This window comes from Butyrivibrio sp. AE2032 (assembly GCF_000702965.1).
This window is the reverse complement of the sequence record NZ_JNLF01000004.1, coordinates 477,240-492,543: the sequence shown is the minus strand read 5'-3', so window position 1 is coordinate 492,543 and position 15,304 is coordinate 477,240. Positions and strand designations below refer to the sequence as shown.

At 49.2% G+C, this 15,304-nt stretch carries 15 protein-coding genes; 13 read left to right on the top strand and 2 right to left on the bottom strand.

The genetic code is table 11. The annotated features are described in order from the left end of the window. Window positions 1-143 precede the first annotated feature (143 nt). The 12 genes from ftsZ to hemW all read left to right on the top strand — a co-directional run bounded on the left by ftsZ (window position 144) and on the right by hemW (window position 12,011). On the top strand, window positions 144-1,535 hold the full coding sequence (gene ftsZ, locus BO18_RS16240) for a cell division protein FtsZ (protein WP_051688839.1): 1,392 nt from the start codon (window positions 144-146) through the stop codon (window positions 1,533-1,535). Between the two features lie 17 nt (window positions 1,536-1,552). Beyond that, entirely contained in the window at window positions 1,553-2,026 is a 474-nt protein-coding gene (nrdR, locus tag BO18_RS16235; RefSeq protein WP_034448010.1) for a transcriptional regulator NrdR, read from the top strand. Between the two features lie 62 nt (window positions 2,027-2,088). Next, window positions 2,089-2,808 carry a response regulator transcription factor gene (locus BO18_RS16230; RefSeq protein WP_034448007.1) on the top strand — a complete coding sequence of 240 codons (720 nt, stop codon included), beginning with the start codon at window positions 2,089-2,091 and terminating at the stop codon, window positions 2,806-2,808. A 7-nt stretch (window positions 2,809-2,815) separates the two neighbouring features. Next, complete coding sequence (locus BO18_RS16225; protein ID WP_034448005.1) at window positions 2,816-4,369, top strand: sensor histidine kinase; 1,554 nt, start codon at window positions 2,816-2,818, stop codon at window positions 4,367-4,369. Between the two features lie 3 nt (window positions 4,370-4,372). Further along, window positions 4,373-5,014 (top strand): endonuclease III domain-containing protein, encoded by a 642-nt coding sequence (locus tag BO18_RS16220; protein ID WP_051688838.1) that lies wholly within the window; start codon window positions 4,373-4,375, stop codon window positions 5,012-5,014. A gap of 6 nt (window positions 5,015-5,020) precedes the next feature. Further along, a complete protein-coding gene (locus tag BO18_RS16215) occupies window positions 5,021-7,198 on the top strand; it encodes an ATP-dependent DNA helicase RecG (RefSeq protein WP_034448003.1) in 2,178 nt (725 codons plus the stop codon). Beyond that, window positions 7,198-7,776: a 16S rRNA (guanine(966)-N(2))-methyltransferase RsmD gene (rsmD, locus tag BO18_RS16210; protein WP_034448002.1), complete on the top strand. Its 579-nt coding sequence runs from the start codon at window positions 7,198-7,200 to the stop codon at window positions 7,774-7,776. Before BO18_RS16215 ends, rsmD begins: the two co-directional genes overlap by 1 nt. 13 nt (window positions 7,777-7,789) lie before the next feature. Continuing rightward, a complete protein-coding gene (gene coaD / locus BO18_RS16205; RefSeq protein WP_242856587.1) occupies window positions 7,790-8,275 on the top strand; it encodes a pantetheine-phosphate adenylyltransferase in 486 nt (161 codons plus the stop codon). A 2-nt stretch (window positions 8,276-8,277) separates the two neighbouring features. Further along, window positions 8,278-8,772, top strand: a complete 495-nt coding sequence (locus tag BO18_RS16200) for a hypothetical protein (protein ID WP_034447999.1) — start codon at window positions 8,278-8,280, stop codon at window positions 8,770-8,772. A 140-nt stretch (window positions 8,773-8,912) separates the two neighbouring features. Beyond that, entirely contained in the window at window positions 8,913-10,109 is a 1,197-nt protein-coding gene (locus BO18_RS16195; protein ID WP_034447996.1) for an AAA family ATPase, read from the top strand. A gap of 19 nt (window positions 10,110-10,128) precedes the next feature. Next, a complete protein-coding gene (locus BO18_RS16190; protein ID WP_034447994.1) occupies window positions 10,129-10,809 on the top strand; it encodes a hypothetical protein in 681 nt (226 codons plus the stop codon). Beyond that, window positions 10,809-12,011 carry a radical SAM family heme chaperone HemW gene (gene hemW, locus BO18_RS16185; RefSeq protein WP_034447993.1) on the top strand — a complete coding sequence of 401 codons (1,203 nt, stop codon included), beginning with the start codon at window positions 10,809-10,811 and terminating at the stop codon, window positions 12,009-12,011. The genes BO18_RS16190 and hemW overlap by 1 nt, the downstream gene beginning before the upstream one ends. On the opposite strand, the gene BO18_RS16180 is transcribed toward hemW, so the two are convergent. Together BO18_RS16180 and BO18_RS16175 are read right to left on the bottom strand one after the other, a co-directional pair. Further along, window positions 12,008-13,717 carry an AMP-binding protein gene (locus BO18_RS16180; RefSeq protein WP_034447990.1) on the bottom strand — a complete coding sequence of 570 codons (1,710 nt, stop codon included), beginning with the start codon at window positions 13,715-13,717 and terminating at the stop codon, window positions 12,008-12,010. The genes hemW and BO18_RS16180 overlap by 4 nt on opposite strands. A gap of 56 nt (window positions 13,718-13,773) precedes the next feature. Then, a complete protein-coding gene (locus BO18_RS16175; RefSeq protein WP_034447988.1) occupies window positions 13,774-14,319 on the bottom strand; it encodes a helix-turn-helix domain-containing protein in 546 nt (181 codons plus the stop codon). A 372-nt stretch (window positions 14,320-14,691) separates the two neighbouring features. On the opposite strand from BO18_RS16175, the gene BO18_RS16170 reads away from it, so the two are divergent. Further along, window positions 14,692-15,297: a manganese efflux pump MntP gene (locus BO18_RS16170; protein ID WP_034447987.1), complete on the top strand. Its 606-nt coding sequence runs from the start codon at window positions 14,692-14,694 to the stop codon at window positions 15,295-15,297. Window positions 15,298-15,304: the final 7 nt, after the last annotated feature.

The window sequence follows — 15,304 nt, the reverse complement described above, 5'->3', positions numbered from 1 at the left end:
ACACAGTATTTCACGCAGTTTGTATTGATTGAAACTTGTGTTTAGGTTAAAATTTTGAATGGTTAATAAGATTTTTAATCAAGAAATATAATTTTATTTTTGATTTGGACCACAAAAGTTTAAAGGTACGGAGGAACAAAAGGATGTCTGAGAGCAAGCACAGCTATTCAATGGACGAATCTAATGTTGCAAGCATTAAGGTAATCGGCGTAGGCGGCGGCGGAAGCAATGCCGTAAACCGCATGGTCGAGAGTGGTGTCCAGGGCGTCACGTTCATCGCAATCAATACTGACAATCAGGCTCTTGCACGCAACAAGGCAGAGATCAAGATACAGATCGGTGAGAAGGTTACAAGAGGTTTGGGATGCGGAGCAGATCCGAGCGTAGGCGAGAAGGCTGCAGAAGAATCCAGAGACGAGATCGCAGAGGCTATCGCAAATACTGATATGCTCTTTATCACAGCCGGCATGGGCGGCGGAACGGGAACAGGTGCAGCTCCTGTTGTTGCTCAGATCGCTAGGGATCTCGGTATCCTCACCGTTGCAGTAGTTACCAGCCCGTTTACTTTTGAGGGTGCAAAGAGAGCAGCCAATGCGGAGCGCGGTGTAAGAGAACTTCAGAAGTCTGTAGATTCCCTCATCATCGTTTCCAATGATAAGCTCCTCGACGTTGTCGACGATAATACGAGCTTCGAAGAAGCATTCAATATGGCAGACCAGGTATTGAAGTTCGGTGTTGCAGGTATCTCAGACCTCGTAGCTATCCCCGGACTCATCAACCTCGACCTTGCAGACGTTACACGTGTCATGAAGGATGCAGGCATCTGCCACATGGGTATCGGCCGTGCTTCAGGCGAAGACAGGGCACAGGTTGCCATCAAGCAGGCTATCAATTCACCTCTCCTCGATACGACTATCGACGGAGCAACAGGTGTTATTCTTAACTTCACAGGCGGACGCGGAATGCGTCTTTCCGAGATCGATGCAGCTTCATCCATCGTTCGTCAGGCTGCAGCACCCGAGGCAGAGATCATCGTCGGTGCAGTTGTTGATGATTCACTTGAGGATGAGCTCATGATCACTGTTATCGCTTCAGGCTTCGAAGGCACGGTAAATGCTTCTGCAGGTCACAGAGCAAGCACATCAGTTCTCTCCAGAGAGAATCCTACTCTTATTACATCCAGACAGCCTGTAGCTCCTCAGCCGAGAACAGACTACACACCGAGACAGCCCGAGCCTGCAGCTCAGCCTGTACCGGTACAGAGAGCACAGCCCGGTTTCAGATTCGGTGATGATTCAGTTAATCAGCCCGCACCTGCACCCGCTCCCGTAGCTCCCGTTCAACCTCAGCAGGTTCCTGTACAGCAGCCCGTTCAGCAGGCTCCCGTACAGCAGATCCCCCAGCAGCAGATTCCTGTTCAGCAGCAGCCTGTACAGATGGGCGGAAGACCTCAGGCTAATGTAGCTCCTCAGCCCGATGAGAAGGCACAGAAGTCCGCTAAGCCCTGGTTCATGTTCGGTAAGGACGGACAGTAATTTAAGGGAGTAGGTCAGTGGTCTGTCCCAAATGCGGCGAGAACAACGATAAGGTTCTTGATTCAAGACCGAGTGACGACGGATTTGTCGTCAGAAGGAGACGTGTCTGCCTCGTTTGCGGCGCCAGATTCTCGACCATAGAAAAGATCGAAGGCTTAAAGCCGATGGTCATAAAGAAGGACGGGTCCAAGCAGCCCTATGATCCTGATAAGATCTTAAGGAGTTTGGACGTCGCCTGCCAGAAACGCGGAGTGTCCCAACAGGTCAAAGAGAATATCTGTTCCGACATTACACATATCGTAGAGGGCAGGTTCAACAAAGAGATATCCTCGTCGGAGATCGGCGAGTTTATCATGTCGAAGCTCATGGATATAGACCGCGTGTCCTATGTCCGCTTCGCATCGGTATATAAGAATTTCACAGATCTGGATTCTTATACTGCCGAGATAAACAATTTCGACGTCGGGAGCGGTGCTCCCCCCGAAGAATAAGGCTTTGTAACATTGTTACAAAAAGGTAAGAACCTAAGAAGTTGTGAGGCAGGGGTGATCTTATGGCAGCTAACAAGGTTTTGCTCGTAGACGACGATCCGGGCATCATTGAAGTACTTAAACTCTATTTCGAGAAAGAGGGATACCAGGTATCCACATGCATGCAGGGCGACAAGGCCGTTGCCACATTCCATGCTTTCGTACCTGATATCGTTATTTTGGACCTCATGCTCCCGGGCATGGACGGCAACGATATCTGCAGAGAGATCAGAAAGACTTCTGACACTCCAATCATCATGCTGACGGCAAGGACTGATACGCTCGATAAGATCGTAGGTCTCGAGCTCGGTGCTGATGACTATATCCCGAAGCCGTTTGAACCTAAGGAGGTTCTCGCCAGAGTCAAGGCTGTCTTAAGACGTACGGACAAGCGTGACGCAGCTCCCGCATCTTCCGATGCGAAGGAAGGTTCTCCCGATGTTATCACATATCCCGGATTCTCAGTCGATAAGATCCGCTACGTTGTCTGCGTTGACGGCAACGAGATCTATATGCCGCCGAAGGAACTCGAACTCCTGTTCTTCCTCGCATCCAATCCCAACAGGGTGTTTACGAGAGAGCAGCTCTTAGAGAACGTTTGGGGCTACGATTTCTACGGAGAATCCCGTACGGTCGATGTCCATATCAAGCGTATCAGAGAGAAGATCGAGAATCCCGACAGGGAGCAGAATTGGAGCATTAAGACCGTCTGGAGCAAGGGTTATAAATTCGAGACGAGGTAAGTAATTTATGGCGCCGAGAACTGAAGGTAAGCAAGTATCGGCGGGCTTTGCTGTATTTCTCATATCATTTCTTGTATTGGCAACGCTGATCGTTTTCGCAGTCTTGCTGTTCCTTTCATATGAGAATATGTACAACAACCTCATAGCCCAAGTGGGCAAGGGTACGGAATCGGCTGCCGAAGATCTCTCGTCAGATGTTACTTCCATAATCTCTCTTCAGAGCATCCCGTTTGAATATACGACGAATGACGATGGTACGGATAATTTCAAGAATTCCCGTATCATCGACAAGTTTGTCAATTCGCAGACATACAGTTCGAACGGTGCTATCTATATCACCGATGTCAACGGCAGGATATACAGCCGTAATTCTTTTGTATATGACGTTTTCGACAACATCCTGACGACGGAGGATGCTCCTGTCTACATAGCGCAGAAGAACATCCTGGAACTCATATCCGAGGCAGACAAACAGGGTATAGCAAAGACAGGTTCGAACAATACCGGAAGAGTAGTTTCGGTCAGTTGCGTCAAGATAACCGGCACACCTTACTTCTGCATCGTGAGCAACAGTGAGGGAACCGAAGAAACAAAGCAGGAGTATATCAACATAATCTTCATTCCTGCCATGGTCGCAATGGTCATCGCGATAATCCTCTATGTCGTATTCGTTTACTTCAGCCTCATGCCGGTTAAGGACATCTCACAGGCCATTGCAAAGGTTGCTGAAGGCGACTATTCGGTCAGGGTCAACCCCAAATATTCACAGCAGAATGATTTCACTTCTCTCTCGGTTTCTTCCGAGTTTACGGAGATGGCGATCACGGTTAACAGGATGATCGAATCTCTCGAAAACCAGGAGCACGACAGAGAGATGTTCATCTCATCGATCGCGCATGATATAAGAACCCCTCTCACATCGATCAACGGTTTTGTAACCGCGATGCTCGACGGAACTATCCCCGCGGAAAAGCAGGATCACTATCTCGAGCTTATTAAGCAGCAGACTGACAGGATCAGGACTCTCGTTACTCAGATGACGGAAGCATCTTCTCTGTCACATCCTGATCCTGACATGATGGAAGAGTTCAATATCAATGACATGATCAACGATATAGTCGACAATCTCGAGGCACAGCTTACTGACAAGCAGATAAGAGTCATCAAATCATTGGATCCCGGCCCGGGCATTACCGTATACGGCGAAGCACAGCAGCTGTGCAGGGTAATAATCAACATCATTACGAATGCCATAAAGTTCACACCCATGAACGGCGAGATCAAGATAACCACCGAAACGAATCCGAAGCAGAGGAAAGTCTTCATTTCCGTCGAAGACTCGGGTGCAGGCGTTGAGGAATCTAAACGCCAGAGGATCTTTGAGAGCTTCTATCAGGCAGATCCTTCGAGAAAAGCCGAAGGATTCGGACTTGGTCTTTACATCTGCAAGCAGATCCTCGCAGGACACGGGCAGACGATCATATGCGATGAAGGAAGAGAACTTGGCGGAGCCAAATTTGTATTCTCTTTCCCTTATCCGCCCGAGAATCAGGAGCAGTAAGTTTTGGCAGCAAAGGATATAAAGAACATCAAGCTGGCCAAGCAGATATACGATGCTCTGTCAACGGAGTTTCCCGACAGTTCATGCTCTTTGGAGACAGATTGTCCCCAAAACTTAGCCATCAGAGGAATATTGTCCGCACAATGCACCGACAAAAGGGTTAATATAACTGCAAGACAGCTTTTCGACAGGTTTCCCGATATGGAGTCCATCGCATCCCAGGAGCCTGAAGTGATTGCAGAGATAATAAAGCCCTGCGGTCTTACGGCTTCAAAGACAAAGTCGGTAATGGCTTTCGCGAAGAAGATGACGGACGAATGGGGCGGCGTCATTCCAAATGATGTTGATGCTCTTATGGAAGTGCCGGGCATCGGAAAGAAGATAGCGAATCTTATCATCGGAGAGGTCTACGGTACACCTGCCGTTGTTGTCGACACGCACTGCAAGCGCGTGATGAAGAGAACAGGAATAACAGACAGTGAGGACCCTGCTAAGGTCGAGAAGGACATAATGAAGGCATTTCCTGAAGAACAGTGGATCAGTATAGGTCATCTGTCGGTCGATCTCGGCAGAAAGTACTGCACGGCAAGAGCGCCGAAATGCGGTGAATGTCCGCTGTCGTCTTTCTGTAAGAGGAGGATCTGACATAATATGCCGACGATCCATCTGTCCAATCCCGTGACCGATCTCTACGGTATCGGTCCGGCAGCCGAAGAGAGGCTTGCCAAACTCGACATATACACGATCTATGACCTGATCGCGTTTATTCCGTGGCGCTACGACGATTGGTCTGAGCTGGGCACCATCGGATCCTTCGACATGGATGCGCGTGCCGGTGAAGATGCCGGATACGACCTGTCTTTCAGGGGTACCATCTCGACCAATCCGACGGTCAATGTCACGAGCAGGAAAAAGCCGCTGAGTTTTTTCGTTAACGACGGCACCGGGAGGATAAAGCTCACATTCTTTAATTCGTCCTATCTTGCCGGAAAGTTTACTTTGGGTGATGAGTGTTTTGTCCACGGCAATGTCACGCTCTTTAACGGGCAGATGCAGATGGTAAATCCCTATATCGAGAAGGCTGAGAAGATCGCCGACGATGCGCTGGTAAGACCTGTTTATCATCTTACTGCCGGCATTACTTCAAATAACATTTCCAAGTGGGTAAGGACCGCGCTGAAGCTCTGCGGCAACGAACTGCTTTCGGTCATACCCGCTTCGATAGCTGAGAAGAAGGGCTTTGTATCTCCTCTGGAAGTATATGAGATGGCGCATTTCCCCGCCTCATTGGAGGAGGCGAAAAGAGCCAGGGAACAGCTGGCATATGAAGAGCTGATCCTTTTAGGCATCGGAATGAAACTGTACAGTTCCGGACACGGCGTCAGGGAGATCGCCGAGCAGGTAATACCTTCAGGTCCTGAAGGCATCGACCGCGAGTCTGCAATGAAATGGCGCCAGATAAAGGGAAATATGGGTTTTGCTCTCACGGCGGATCAGGCTGCGGCTTTCCGCGATGTCGAGACCGATCTCATGTCCACGACTCCGATGAACAGACTTATCCAGGGTGACGTAGGTTCGGGCAAGACAATGGTCGCGGCCCTTTCCATGATAATAACCGCACTGATGGGAAAACAGGCAGTGCTCCTTGCGCCGACATCAGTTCTGGCTTCGCAGCACTATAAGACCATTTCGAACCTGATGAAGGGCAGCGGCATGGAGCCGGTGCTCCTGCTCGGCAAGACGAAGCCTTCAGAGAAAAATGAGATAAAGGAAAAGATATCAGACGGTTCGGCACGCGTAATAATAGGAACGCATGCTCTCCTTACGGATGACATCAGATTCAGCGATCTGGCTCTTGTCATAGCTGATGAGCAGCACCGTTTCGGCGTTAAGCAGAGGGAAAAACTGTTGTTTAAGGATACGGTGAAGGACGGAACGGTAAAGAGCGTTCACAACCTGATAATGACCGCCACACCCATACCGAGGACTCTTGCGATGGTCATCTACGGCGATATGGCCACTTCGGTGATAAAACAAAAACCGTCCGGACGTCAGGAGATAACCACATGGTTTGTCAACTCAAAAAAGAGCAAGGCGATAGAGGAGATCCTGAGCGTAAAGCTTTCAGCCGGAGAGCAGGTTTATATAGTCTGTGCCAAGATCGATGAGGACGAGACTGAATCGGGCGCGGATAACTTTGTAGGCGCACCTTTGGACGGTGACGATACCGTGACGAGTGTCATGGACATGAAGAAGATCATCGATTCGATGAGCAATCTTTCCAGATATTCAAGCGCCGTGTTATACGGTTCCATGAAGGAAAAGGATAAGCTCGAGACGATGGAGAGGTTTATCGCGGGCGATATAAAGATACTGATATCCACCACTGTAATAGAGGTAGGCGTCGACAATCCGAATGCGAACGTCATGATCATAATGGATGCTGACAGATTCGGATTATCAACGCTTCACCAGCTCAGGGGAAGGATCGGCAGAGGCGATAAGAAGTCCTATTGTCTTCTCGTATCCGAGTCCAAATCCGAACTTGCGCTCCAGCGCATGAAGATGATGTGCGAATCGAGCGACGGATTCGCTTTGGCCGAGAAGGACCTTGAATTAAGAGGTCCCGGAGATTTTTACGGCACAAGGCAGCACGGCATCCCGACATTAAGGGCCGCAAACCTGTATACTGATATGAACATCGCCGGCGAGGCCTGTGATGCGGTAAATAAAGTCATAGAAGAAGGCGGAGAGGAAGCCGAACGTCTGAATGATGCGATTAAGAAGATGTTCGAGCTGAGATTCGCCAGGAAGATGGAGCAGATCTGATGCCGAGAGTAGTGACCGGAAGATTCAGGGGCGCAGTATTGCAGGCGCCTGAAGGAGATAAGACGAGGCCCACGACCGATAAGGTCAAGGAGGCGTTGTTTTCCATTATCCAGGCTTATGTTCCTGATTCTGAATTTCTGGATCTTTTTGCGGGTTCAGGTCAGATCGGCATAGAAGCCCTGAGCCGCGGCGCGAAACGCGTCGTCCTTGTCGAAAGAAGCGGACAGGCTGCTTCTGTCATCGCGAAAAACCTGAGCAAGATCAGGATGGACGATTCGGACGAGATAAGACTTCACAAGAAGAGTGTTGCACAGGCGCTTGAACTCATGGGACAGGGCGGTGAGCGGTTTGATATCATATTCATGGATCCGCCATACAAAGATGTGCCGTTAAGGCTTGAGGAAGCAACAAAGATCATCAGTGACTTTGGAATGCTCAAGGAAGACGGCATGCTCATAGTAGAGCACGATAAAGACTGTGAGATCCCCGAAGAACTTAACGGCCTGAAACGTGTTCGTTCTTGTAGTTACGGGATTACAGTGATAACATTTTTTAAGGACAAGAATATCGGAGGATAATGGATTGAAGGTAATGCTCTTCCCGGGGACGTTCGATCCCTTTACAAGAGGACACAGAGACATTGCGAGAAGGGCATCAAAGCTCTGTGACAAGCTCGTAATCGCTGTCATGGAGAATGCTGCGAAGACACCGTTGTTCTCCCCCGAAGAGAGAGTCGAACTCATAAAACTCTCATTGAAGAACGATGATCTGAAAAATGTCGAGGTCATGGCATGGGGCGGACTTCTCGTAGACCTGTATCAGCAGCTCGGCTGCTGCGCTTCCGTAAGGGGTATCAGGTCCGAGTCTGATTTCAGATACGAGTCAGAGCACGCGCTTGCCAACCGTCTTCTTTTCGCAGGTTACGATGCGGTGCTCCTGCCATGCAGGGACGATCTGTCGCTCATCAGTTCATCGATGGTCAAGGAAGTCGGTTCATACGGCGGAGACATCTCAAAGATGGTGCCGGCCGAGATAATTGATAAAGTTAAGGAAAAACTTTTGAAAGGAAGGACATAATAATGGATAACAGCAATTTCAATCAGGGTGGACAGCGTTACGACGCTATTAAGCATATCGACTATCTGATCGATATGGTCAAGGACGCGTCAAGTGTTCCTTTCTCAGACAAGTGCTCTATCGAGAGAACAGAGACCATTAATTCACTTCAGATCCTTAAGAACAATCTTCCTGCAGCAGTCGCGCAGTCAAACGATATCGTTGCAAGAGCCCAGGATATCATCAGTACGGCAAGAGAGAAGAATAAGAAGATCATCGATGACGCTAACCGCATGTATGCCATGAAGGTCAACGATCACGAGATCACGAGAGGCGCAAGGGAAGAAGCTGCCCAGATCATCGCTAACGCTGAAGCTCAGGCAGAGGAACTCAGAAGGAATGCCCACATCTACGTTAAGTCTCTCCTTGAGAACGTTAACGAGACGCTCGCTGATAACATGGCCAAGATCCAGACAAACCTCACAGAGATCAACAGCACGCTCGAAGAGGGCGAGTAATCTCCTGAACGATACTTTTTGAAAGTCTGATATGGCTGTCTCAAAACGCGGATGACTTCGCTTTTGAGGCAGCTTTTATTTTTTTACAAAGTGACCCGGATAGTGATAGTATTGATTAAAAGAAACGGGAGGTGACCTTCATGATCCTGGGAATCGAGATAGAGAACTTTGACGTTTTCGACAGGGACAGAGCGGGTATCCTTATAGATGATTTTTTGACGGATGATGCGTCCGTCAAAAAGCCTGACAGCCTTCGCGGATTGAATGCGCTTATCGGCCGCAACAATACCGGCAAGACTTCTTTCATGGGATGCATGGCATTCCTAAAGGACTGCATTACGCAAGGGTGTGCGGTCGCTTCCATAAGTTACGGCAGGCCGGGCTTTGCGAACATGACGCCTGATATTTCCAGGCCTTCGGTGTTCCGCGTTTTCTTCAAACTCGAGGACAAAAAGAACGGCGGTCCGAAGTTCCTCCAGTATGAACTGGGGATCGTTACGAGCAAATACATGAGCCCTATTATCGACGAGGAGAAGGTCATCCTCGCAGCAGATGCTGAAGGCGGCAGGAAGGCTCTCACGATACTCGACATGAAGGGCGGGAACGGCTCGATAATAAATCTCGAGGACGGACCGGACAAATCTGAGATCGGAGTGGAGGACGAGCACCTGACGGCTTTAAGCCTGTACGGAAAGATAACCGGATTCAGGGATTTTGTATTGCTCTATAAAGAGATCTCGGCGTGGTTCTTCTGTGCGTTCTCATCCGAAGAGCAGAGCTCTTATTTCTACGAGGGCGGTGCTCCGGGCGGACATAAGCATCTTAACAGCACCGGCTCGAATGTCGGAAACGTGCTCGAATACTTAAAGATGAGCGATGAGTCTGAATACGAACGCATAGTGACAGAGATAAAGGATAAGATCCCGGCGATGAAGAAAAAGAAGAATCTTCCGCTGGCTCTTAAGGAGAGTCCGGACAAGCTCTTCTTATATCTGCTCCTGCTGCGTGACAGGAATCCCCGTTCGACGATATTCATAGAGACTCCTGATAAGGATCTCTACCACGACATGGTCGATGTCTTAAGTGATGAGATGCGCGATTACACGATGAGAAACCACTATTGCCAGATAGTCTTTTCGACGCACAATCCGTACATCATTGAGACTCTTTCTCCGAAGGAGATATGGATCTTCGAGAGGTCTTTCGAAAAGGATGACGGTGACGTAAAGATACGCTGCGCGGGAGAAGATCCGCTTGTCATGGAGATGTTCCATCAGGGCGTCGGAATGGGCGCGATCTGGTACGGCGGACATCTTGATACGAGACCTGAAGACTGAACATTAAGGGAAGATATTGATGCTGATCGAGATACTTTCAGAAGATAAATCAGGAGCTGTTGTAGTACAGCGCCTGGCGGAGAGGATAGCGGAAAATGAAGGTGTGGATGTTGAAGTAAACGTCCATCCGCACAGGGGCTGCGGGAGCCTGCCAAAAGACATGACGGCTGCTCCGCCGAAGTTCGCAAGTTCGCTGCTTGATCTTCTTCCCGCAAAACTCCGCGCTTACAACAAAGTTTACGGCGGCAAGGATGTTATCCTGATAATCGCCATGGATTCAGATGACCACGATCCGCAGACCATAAGGCAGGAGATATATTCCTGCGCCTCGAAGTTCGCACCCGACATCAGGAGCGTAGTCGGTCTCAGCACGGAGGAGATAGAAGCCTGGATGCTCGGCGACAAGTCCGCGGTCTACGATGCATATCCTGACAGCAGGAAGGATATTCTCGATTCTTATGTGCAGGATTCCGTTTGCGGAACCTGGGAAGTCCTCTGCAGGGTGATTAGCGAGAACGCGGAAGAACTCATCGAGATCGGTTATCCCGCTATAGGCCATTACAAGGCGTTGTGGGCCGAGAACATCTCGAAATACATGCTCCCGCAAAAGAATATCTCTCCGAGCTTCAACACGTTCAGGATGGCGCTGATCACTGCTCTGAAAAACCCGGTGCCGATCTACCGCAGGCGTGATTTCTGATGGCAAGACATATCTACGTTCATAATCCGTTTTGCGCGCGTAAATGCCCGTACTGTGATTTCTATTCGATAACGGATTCATCACTTTGTGAAGGATTCTATAGAGCTGCCGAAAAGGAAGTAAGACTTCTCAGGTCTGCTGCCGGTACGGATGCCGGAACCAATCCCGGTACTGACAGGTACGGCAGGGATACTGTCTATTTCGGAGGCGGTACGCCTTCTCTTCCGAACAGCAGATATGTTGCTTCGCTCCTGAGGACGATAAGAGAGGTCTTTGATCTATCTCCTGACAGCGAGATGACGATAGAAGCAAACCCGTCATCGCTTGCTCCGGATAAGCTTTCCGATTACCGCGAAGCGGGTTTTAACCGTATATCTTTGGGCGTGCAGTCGCTCGATGATGAGGTCCTCAAGACTTTAGGACGGCTTCATGATTCACAGGGTGCGATCGATGCTCTCTTCATGATCCGCGAGGCCGGATTTACCAATGTCTCGGCTGATCTGATAACCGGTGTTCCGGGACAGACCGTGGACGGGATAAAAAAGGACCTTCAGAGATTTTACGAACTTGGAGTAAAACACATCAGCACATATTCGCTGAGCCTTGAGGAAGGCACTCAGTTCTACGACAGATACAGGAATTCCCTGGAAGATCTTGTGCCTCCCGATACAGAACGCGAGATGTACTATGAGACCAGAAGATATCTTCAGAGCCTCGGGTTTGAAGTGTACGAGATATCAAACAGCTGTCTTCCCGGATATAAGAGCATACATAATTCCTCTTACTGGGATTCGTGCGAGTATTTCGCAATAGGTGCCGGAGCGCACGGATATCTCGGCGACATGAGATACGGTCACAGGGATGATGTGAGAGCTTATACAGATGAGATGAAACTTCTTTCGACGCAGGACTATAAAGAATTCCTGGAAGGGAAGAGGACTGACTTCAAGTCGCTCTATGTCGAGGAGATGCTCACGGAAGAGGACAAGATGAAAGAGGTACCTTTCTTAAGGCTCAGGACATCTGAGGGCATCCGTTTGGATGAATTCAAAAGGAGATTCGGCGTCGAGTTCGAAGATGTTTTCTCTCAGGCTGTGGAGAGCAATATCGCAAAAGGTCTTTTGGAGCGCGGAAAAAGAACGCTCCGGTTGACCCGGAGCGGACGTGATCTTGCAAATCAGGTTATGGAGGATTTCCTTTAACCCTGAGCTTTGGCTGCAGCTTCCTGAGCTTCCCTGTACTTAGCCTCGTCAGCCTTTCTTATCGCGGTACGCATTATTTTGCCGCTGGTGGTCTTTGGGAGCTCGTCAACGAACTCGATGACCCTCGGATACTTATAAGGCGCCGTGGCGTTCTTAACGTGATTCTGGAGCTCTTTTACGAGTTCGGGTGAAGCCTTCTCCTTATATGCCTTCGTGAGGACAACGGTAGCCTTGACTACCTGGCCTCTCATGGGATCAGGAACAGCCGTAACCGCGCACTCGAGAACAGCGTCGTGTGTCATGAGGGCGCTCTCAACTTCGAAAGGTCCGATACGGTAACCGGAGCACTTGATAACGTCATCGTTTCTTCCTACGAACCAGATGTAACCCTCAGGATCTCTCCATGCAGTGTCGCCTGTGCTGTAGTCAGCGCCGGGCCACTGTTCAGCCATTGCCTCAGGGTTCTTGTAGTATTCGCGGAAGAGTCCGATAGGTTTTGCGGATGCGTTCTTGATAACGATATTTCCTACGATACCGTCTTCTACCGGTACACCGTTGTCGTCAAGAAGCTGGATGTCGTAGATAGGTGTGGGCATGCCTGTGGAACCGGGCTTTACATCGATCCATGGGAAGTTAGCGAAGAGCACGCTTCCTTCTGTCTGGCCGAATCCTTCGCGGATCTCAAGACCTGTATATTTCTGCCATTTGTAGAATACTTCAGGGTTCAAAGGCTCGCCTGCCATAGAGCAGTGCTTGATGGAAGAGAAGTCATACTTTGTGAGGTCTTCCTGAATGAGATATCTGTAGATCGTTGAAGGTCCGCAGAATGAGTTGAGCTTGAGCTTTTCCATGATCTCGAGCATTCTAGCTGCCTTGAACTTCTGTGTATCGTAAGTAACGTTAACTGCACCGCAGATCCACTGGCCGTAGATCTTGCCCCATGCGAATTTTGCCCAGCCGGAGTCAGCCTGGGTAAGGTGTCTGCATCCGTCGTAAACCTGCTGCCAGTACTTGGCTGTTACGATGTGGCCCAAAGGCAGAGTGTAGTCGTGCAGGATCATCTTAGGCTCACCGGTCGTACCAGATGAGAAGTAGATCATCATAGGGTCATATGCGTGTGTGGCTTCGTCACCTGTGGGACGCTCGAAAACAGGGGATGCGTTGTCGATATCGTCTGTCAGGGATCTCCAGCCTTCGGGGGCCTCGCCGATAACACTGCAGTACTGAACCGTTTTGCAGTCAGGACGCGCCTTGTTGACATGTTCGATGATCTGCGGATCGTCAGCGCAGACGATCATCTTAACGTCTGCCGCATTGCAGCGGTAAACGATGTCGTGATAGAGAAGCTGGAACGTAGCCGGGATAACGATCGCACCGAGCTTGTGAAGACCTACCATCGTGAACCATACTTCAGGACGCTGACGGAGCATCATGAGGACTCTGTCGCCCTTCTTAATGCCCAGGTCTTTGAACATGTTTGCTACGCGGTTGCTCTTCTCACTTACATCCTTGAATGTGAAATGTCTCTCATTGCCATCGTCATCACACCAGATGAGCGCTTCCTTTTCGGGATCTTCATTTGCATATACATCGACAACGTCGAAACCGAAGTTGAAATCCTCCGGAACATTTATCTTGAAATTCTCCTTAAAGTCCTTGTAACTGTCAAATTCAATTCTGTTAACAAATCTGCTTAATAAATCCATGGGTATATATTTCCTTTTCTACTTCAATTTTTTTGCCTTGGGGTAGAACTGCTAAATCACTCATTGATGATAGTGAGGAACTTAGCAGTCTCCGTCACGGCACGCTGTCCGTGAGGCTTCTCGGGATTGAAGTAAATGGAGTCGCCGGCTTCGAGCGTGAACTCCCTGTCACCGACAACAACCTTGATGGCACCCTCAATGACATAGTTGAACTCCTGTCCGCCGTGTGTAACGAGCTCTGCCGTCTCGGACTTGGACAGTGTAACTATCATGGGGTCCATCTGTCTGTGCTTATAATTGAAGGCGAGTGCGCTGAAAGAATAGCCGGGATAACGCTCGACCTTTACGCCGTTGCCGCCTCTTACCACTGTATAATCATCCATTCTCGGGACATCGCCTGTCATAAGGACAGTAGGATCCACCTTGAATATGCCTGCGACCTTGTAAAGAAGGCTGATCGGGATCTCCTTCTCGCCGTTCTCATATGCTAAATACTCTTCCGTGCTCACGCCTGTCTGTGCTGCAACTTCCTCTGCAGTAAGGTCAAGGATGTCTCTGAGCTCTCTGATCCTGTCGGATATCTGCTTGATGTATTCGTTCATATAGGCCTCCTGGTGTAATCTGAAGATCAACTAGCGATTGACTATTGTACAACATTATTTGCGCGCGTGCTACTTATTATATATAGTGCAAATGTTATACTTTGTGCTCCGGATGCGGTATGGATATTGCGGCATATTGAATCAGAAACGCGGAATTACAGGGCTTTTACCATAATGTTAGTGTTGACTAACTCGAGGCTTCATTGTTAGTATCTTGCTCATTGAGGGAGTAGCAAACGCGTTAAAGCGTTGTCTAAGTCAACATACTGGTATAATACCTGGCTTATTCTTCTGTGTGAGACTCAAGGCGATTACGAGGGGCCTTGGGTTTTTATTTTGTCCGGGGCTCACGAAAACGGAGGAGATAACTTAATGATCCAATTCCTGGTTAATTCTTTGCTCCTGGGCGTAGGTCTTGCAATGGATGCTTTCTCGATCTCCGTGGCAAACGGCATTATCGAGCCTGACATGAAAAAGGGCAGGATGTTCAAGGTTGCCGGCGTCTATGCATTTGCGCAGTTCCTGATGCCTCTGATCGGCTGGCTCCTGGTTACGACCGTAGCCGAGATATTTACCGCATTTCATAAGTTCATACCCTGGATAGCACTGATCCTTTTACTCTTCATAGGTGGAAAGATGGTCTTCGAAGGCATACGGGACAGAAAGCAGGGCGCAAGCAAAGAGAAAGAAGGAAAGAAAGATGCCGCGAAGCTTACATGGGGAGCCCTTATAGTTCAGGGCATAGCCACGTCCATAGATGCTCTCTCCGTCGGATTTACGATCGCTGATTATTCGGCACTCCGTGCATTTGCCGCATCTTTGATAATCGGAGTCGTCACACTTGTGATATGCTTATTAGGGTTGATCTTCGGCAAGAAGATCGGCGGCAAGTTCGTAAGCACCGCCACGATCATCGGAGGCGTGATATTGATACTTATCGGAATCGAGATTTTTGTTAAAGGCTTTTTCGGTCTTTAAAGAACGG